The 5,696-nt window shown below is 68.3% G+C and carries 4 protein-coding genes; all 4 read left to right on the top strand.

Features of this window, described 5'->3' with window-relative positions; genetic code table 11:
* Positions 1-8 precede the first annotated feature (8 nt).
* A complete protein-coding gene (locus tag J5226_RS16935) occupies positions 9-1,604 on the top strand; it encodes an MBL fold metallo-hydrolase (RefSeq protein ID WP_215835607.1) in 1,596 nt (531 codons plus the stop codon).
* A gap of 53 nt (positions 1,605-1,657) precedes the next feature.
* Positions 1,658-3,427: an ABC transporter ATP-binding protein gene (locus J5226_RS16930; RefSeq protein ID WP_215835606.1), complete on the top strand. Its 1,770-nt coding sequence runs from the start codon at positions 1,658-1,660 to the stop codon at positions 3,425-3,427.
* Positions 3,428-3,530: 103 nt separating this feature from the next.
* Complete coding sequence (locus J5226_RS16925) at positions 3,531-4,493, top strand: TauD/TfdA family dioxygenase (RefSeq protein ID WP_215835605.1); 963 nt, start codon at positions 3,531-3,533, stop codon at positions 4,491-4,493.
* A gap of 86 nt (positions 4,494-4,579) precedes the next feature.
* Entirely contained in the window at positions 4,580-5,695 is a 1,116-nt protein-coding gene (locus tag J5226_RS16920) for an efflux RND transporter periplasmic adaptor subunit (RefSeq protein WP_215835604.1), read from the top strand.
* Position 5,696: the final 1 nt, after the last annotated feature.

The raw sequence follows: 5,696 nt of genomic DNA, 5'->3' as shown, positions 1-5,696 counted from the left end.
GGAAAGGTATGACCCAGAAGAACTTCAAGTCGCTCGCCCCGGGCATCCGCAGCATCCCGCTGATCAATTCCTGGTTCGCGCACATGTACCTGGTCGCGCCGTCGACCTTCGGCCACTACACCCGCTATCACCTGGATTTGCTCGAGTCCTTCGTCGACGACCCGTCGCAGCACCTGGAATCGATCAAGATCCCCGAGCTGATCGGCGGCCCCTTCATCAACTACACCGGCGACCCCGGCGACATGGCGCGGTTCCGCGACCGCACCCGCGAGCGTTGCGGCACCCAGCTGCGCGGCGCCGACGCGATCAACTCCATGTACCAAATGGTGCTCGCCCAGGCCAAGGGCGCGGGCGTGCCGGGCCTGTACGCGCAGGTCGACGAGCTGATCCGCCACGGCGTGGAACTGTCCTACGACGTGTGCAAGCAGCCGGTGGCGCGCATCATCGAGAAGGTGCTGTACGACGGCCCGCTCTACGATCCTTCGCTGCAGACCTGCATCCTCGAGAAAGCCACTTACGAACCGCGCACCTTCGTGCTGAGCACGCCGCAGATCCAGCGCCAGCCCGCATCGGTGGAACTGCGCCTGCCGTTCGGCGACCCGCTCTGGAACCACATGAGCAGCGGCAAGCACGCCATCGGCGAACTGCTGGAGATGCTCAGGCCGCACATCGACGATCCGGCGCGCGACATGCCGCTGCTGGAAGGCATGTTCGTCGATCACCCGGGCGAGGCGCGCGCCGACGGACTGGCCCCCGGACAGGTGCGGGTGCGCTACTTCGGCCACGCCTGCGTGCTCATGGAGTGCGCCGGAGTAAGCGTGCTGGTCGATCCGCTGATCAGCTATCCGGGCGAATCCACGCTGGACCACTTCACCTTCGACGACCTGCCGGCGCGCATCGACTACGTGCTGATCACCCACCCGCACCAGGACCACGTCGTGCTCGAGACGCTGCTGCGCCTGCGCAGCCAAGTCGAGCATGTGGTGGTCGGGCGCTCCGGCGGCGGCCACCTGCCGGACGTGTCGCTCAAGCTGATGCTGAACCACTGCGGCTTCGACAAGGTGATCGAGCTGGGCGAGTACGAAACCATCGAGTTCGCCGGCGGCCGCATCATCGGCGCGCCGTTCTACGGCGAACACGCCGATCTCGACATCCGTTCCAAGCTCGCCTTCGGCGTGCAGATGCACGACACCCATTGCCTGTTCTTCGCCGACTCCAACCCGCCGATGCCGGAGTTCTACGCGCCGCTGAAAAAACTGATGCCGCGCGTGGATTGCCTGTTCCTGGGCATGGAATGCGTCGGCGCCCCGGCGACCTGGCTGTACGGCCCGCTGCTGCAGAAGATGCTGACCCGCGGCGAGGACCAATCGCGCCGGCTCGACGGTTGCGACGCGGCCAAGGCGCTGGAGATGCACCGGTTCTTCGATCCCGAGCGCATCTTCGTCTATGCGATGGGCGCCGAGCCGTGGCTGACGCACATCACCAGCATCCTGTATTCCGAGGAGCTGCCGCAGTTCAAGGAAGCGCGGGTGCTCGAATCGACGGTGCGCTCGCAGGGCCGCCATGCCGAAGTCCTGTACGGGAAAAGGGAACTGCTGCTGTGAACGCTCCCCGTTCCTCTAGCGGACCGGCGCCGGATCCGGCCCAGAGCTCGTCCTTGAACGCATTGTGGCGGCTGCTGCGTCTGGCCCGGCCGTCCACCGCGCTGCTCGCGGCGGCCGCCACGATGACCCTGGTGTCGGTCGCCGGCACGCTGTCCTTCCCGGTGCTGACCCGGCGGCTGGTCGACGAACTGGCCAAGGGCACGGTCGACGGCGGCGGCATCGCGGTGCTGGCCGCGGTGATGCTCACCGCCGCGATGGCGTCGGCGGTGTCGTCCTACCTGCTGAGCCGGCTCGGCCACGACGTGATCGCCGCCTTGCGCACGCGGCTGATCGACAAGCTGCTCAAGCTGCCGGTGGCCTCGTTCGACCAGGAAAGCACCGGCGAACGCGTCAGCCGCGTGCTCAGCGACTGCCAGTCGATCTCGGAGTTGGCGACGCGGCAAGCGATCAACCTGTTCAGCGGGGTGCTGGTGCTGGTCGGGTCGATCACCGTGCTGGTGTTCCTCGACGCGAGGCTCACCCTGACCGTGCTCGGCTGCATCGTGCTCGCCTTCGGCGTGGTGCTGCCGCTGGTGGCGCTGCTGGAGAAGCTCGCGCTGAACACCCAGGACCGCACCGCGAAGCTCGGCGGCATCCTCACCCATGTCTTCTCCGAGATCCGCCTGGTCAAGGCCTACACGGCCGAAGCGCGCGAACGCGAGCGCAGCCGGCTGGAGATCCTCGACATCCGCCGGATCGGCTTGCAGGTGGCGAAGATCAGCGCGGTGCTGGGGCCGCTGATCAGCCTGTCGTTGACCGCGGCGATCCTGATCATCCTGGTCTACGGCAGCGCGCGGGTCGGCAACGGCAGCATCAGCATCGGCACGCTCACCGCGTTCATCCTCTATTTGTTCAACGTCGCCGTGCCGCTGATCCAGCTGACCACGTTCTTGGAGGAATTGCAGAAGGCCCGCGGCGCCTCCACCCGGATCTCGGCGCTGCTGCAGGGCAGGGAAGAGGACACCGCCGGCGACGCGCCCACGGGCGATCACGCGACGCTGGAATTCCGCGGCGTCTGCTTCCGCTATCCCGACCGCGACGCCGAGGTCCTGCACCGGATCGATCTGGCGTTCGCCCCCGGAACCACCAGCGCACTGGTCGGCGCCAGCGGCAACGGCAAGACCACGGTGTTGTCGCTGATCGAGCGTTTCTACGCGCCGACCGACGGCGCCATCCTCTACGGCGGCAAGCCGATCGGCGAGTTCGCCCTGCAAGCCTGGCGCGAGCGCATCGGCTACGTGGCGCAGAGCGCGCCGATCATGCCGGGCAGCGTGCGCGACAACATCGTGTACGGGCTCAGCGGCGAGTTCAGCGACGAAACGGTGCGGATGGCGGCCGAGAAAGCCGGCGCGCTGGCCTTCATCGAGCAGATGCCGCAGGGGCTGGACACCGTGCTGACCGAGCAGGGCGCCAACCTCTCCGGCGGGCAGCGGCAGCGCATCGCCATCGCCCGCATGTTCCTGCGCAATCCCGACATCCTGATCCTGGACGAGGCGACCTCGAGCCTGGACAGCGAGACCGAGCATCAGGTCAAGCTGGCGCTGGAATCGCTGATGAAAGGGCGCACCAACATCGTCGTCGCCCATCGTCTGGCGACGGTCGTCCACGCCGACCGCATCTATTTCCTCGAAGGCGGCCGGATCTCGGGCAGCGGCAGCCACGAAGAACTGCTGAGCTCGCATTCCCACTATGCCCGTCTGGTCTCGCGCCAGTTCCGCAAGCCGGTGCGCGAGAGCGCGCCGAGCGAAGGGGAGGCGCCGCTGACCGAAGCGACGGCGGGCTGAGGCCCGCCGCCCCGATGCGCGGCGATGCGCGCCGGTCGCGCGCGTCGCGCACGCACGAAAACCATCGGACGTTTCTTGAAACTTCCACGCGGGAGAATTTTCCATGAGCATGTTCAATCAGCTTCAAGAAGTCTCGGGACGCAACATCCTGATCCAGGCCAAGCCGCTCACCCAATCGCTGGGCTGGGCGCGGCAGAACAAGGACGAGGTCGGCCGGATCCTGCTCGACAGCGGCGCCTTGTTGATCCGCGGCCTGCGTTTTCACGGCACCAAGCAGTTCGGCCAGTTCCTGGAAGAGCTGTTCGGCGACCGCCTGGCCGAGTACACCTATCGCTCCACGCCGCGCACCAAGCTCGGCGGCAACGTCTACACCGCGACCGAATACCACCCCGCCGAAATCATTCCGCAGCACAACGAATCCTCGTACGCGAACGTGTGGGCGATGCATATCGGCTTCTTCTGCATGATTCCCCCGGGCGCCGGCATGGGCGGCGCCACGCCGCTGGCCGACAGCCGCGAGGTGCTGGCGCGGCTTCCGGCGGACCTCGTCGAGAAGTTCGAGCGCAAGCGGCTGCAGTACGTGCGCAACTACGGCGAGGTTGATCTGCCGTGGAGCGAGGTGTTCCAGACCGACGACCGGCAAGAGGTCGAAGCGTTCTGCGAAAGCAACGGCATCGATTTCGAGTGGACCGCCAACAACGGCCTGCGCACCAAGCAGGTCACGCCCGCCACCGAGATCCACCCGGTCACCGGCGAGAAGGTCTGGTTCAATCAGGCGCACCTGTTCCATATCTCCGGTCTGCCGGAGCAGATCGCCCGCGACATGCTCTCGCTGTACAAGGCCGAGGACCTGCCGCGCAACGTGTACTTCGGCGACGGCTCGCCCATCGACGTGGAAGACCTCGAGCGGATCCGCGCCGTGTACGACGAAGTGAAGTTCCATTTCGACTGGCAGAAGGACGACGTCATCCTGCTGGACAACATGCTCTACACGCATGGCCGTCAGCCGTATTCCGGCGCCAGGAAGATCCTGGTCGGCATGGGCCAGATGCACGGGCGCGCATGAATATCGCCGGATCGTCGCGAAAACTCCCGCGCTGGCCGCGCCGTGGCGGCGGCGCGCGCGCGCCGTCGCCGGTTCGCGCCCTCGGATTGAGTCCGGCCGCCCTGTACCGGGCAGCGCTGGCGTGCGCGTTGGCCGCGGGCCTGGGCGCCTGCAGCCAGGCCGCCGAACCGGCGCCCGCGCCGATACCCAGCCTCACTGTGGAAACCGTCGCCCCGCGCGTCGGCGAACTGACCCGGGAAGTCACCGCCTCCGGTTCGATCGCGGCCTGGGAGGAGATCGCGGTCGGGGCCGAAGTGTCGGGACTGCGGGTGACCGAGGTGACGGTGGAAGTCGGCGACACGGTGCGCCGCGGCGACGTGCTGGTGCGCCTGGACGCGCGCACGCTGCGCGCCAAGGCCTCGCAATCGCAGGCCGCGGTGGCGCAAGCGCAGGCCAATGCGGAGGTCGCGCAGAAACGCGCCAAGCGCATCCGCGAGTTGGCCGCGAAGCATTTCGTTTCCGCGCAGGACGCCGACGAAGCCGCCGGCGACGCGCTCAGCGCCGACGCGCAGCTGCGCACCATGCGCTCGGCGCTGGAGGCCGCGCAGGTGGAACTGGAGTTCACCCAGATCCGCGCGCCGCACGACGGCGTGATCTCCGCGCGCGACGTGCAGCCGGGGCAGGTGGTCGGCTCCGACAGCGAACTGCTGAAACTGATCCGCGACCACCGCCTGGAATGGCGCGCGGAGCTGGCCGAAGCCGATCTGACCCGGGTGGCGCCGGGCATGCCGGTGCGCGTCTCCGGCCCCAACGGCGCCACGGTCGAGGGCCGCGTGCGGCAGGTGTCTCCCGCGCTGGACACGCGCCGCCGGACCGGCGTGGTCTACGCCGACCTGCCGGCGCCCGGTCCGCTGCGCGCCGGCATGTTCGGCTCGGGCGCCATCGCCTTGGGGCGCGAGCCCGGCCTGCTGATTCCGCTCGACGCGGTGGTCCGCCGCGACGGCCGCGCCTACGCCTTCGTCGTCGGCAACGACCACCGCGCGCGCGAGCGCCGCATCCGCACCGCAGCGGTCGCCGGCGCCTACGTCGACGTACGCGAAGGGCTGCAGGCCGGCGATCGCGTGATCGCCAGCGGCGCCGGATTCCTGGGCGACGGCGATCTGGTGCGGGTGGCGGCGTCGGATTCCGCCGCGGCGCCGGCCGCCACGGCTCGGGAGAAATGAC

The organism is Lysobacter sp. K5869, assembly GCF_018847975.1.
Taxonomy (GTDB): Bacteria; Pseudomonadota; Gammaproteobacteria; order Xanthomonadales; family Xanthomonadaceae; genus Lysobacter.
The sequence above is the reverse complement of the archived record's forward strand: the minus strand, read 5'-3'. Positions and strand labels throughout refer to the sequence as shown.

Coding starts and splice junctions, on each gene's coding strand:
- J5226_RS16925 (WP_215835605.1), top strand. CDS start 3,531: ATGAGCATGTTCAATCAGCTTCAAGAAGTCTCGGGACGCAACATCCTG.
- J5226_RS16935 (WP_215835607.1), top strand. CDS start 9: ATGACCCAGAAGAACTTCAAGTCGCTCGCCCCGGGCATCCGCAGCATC.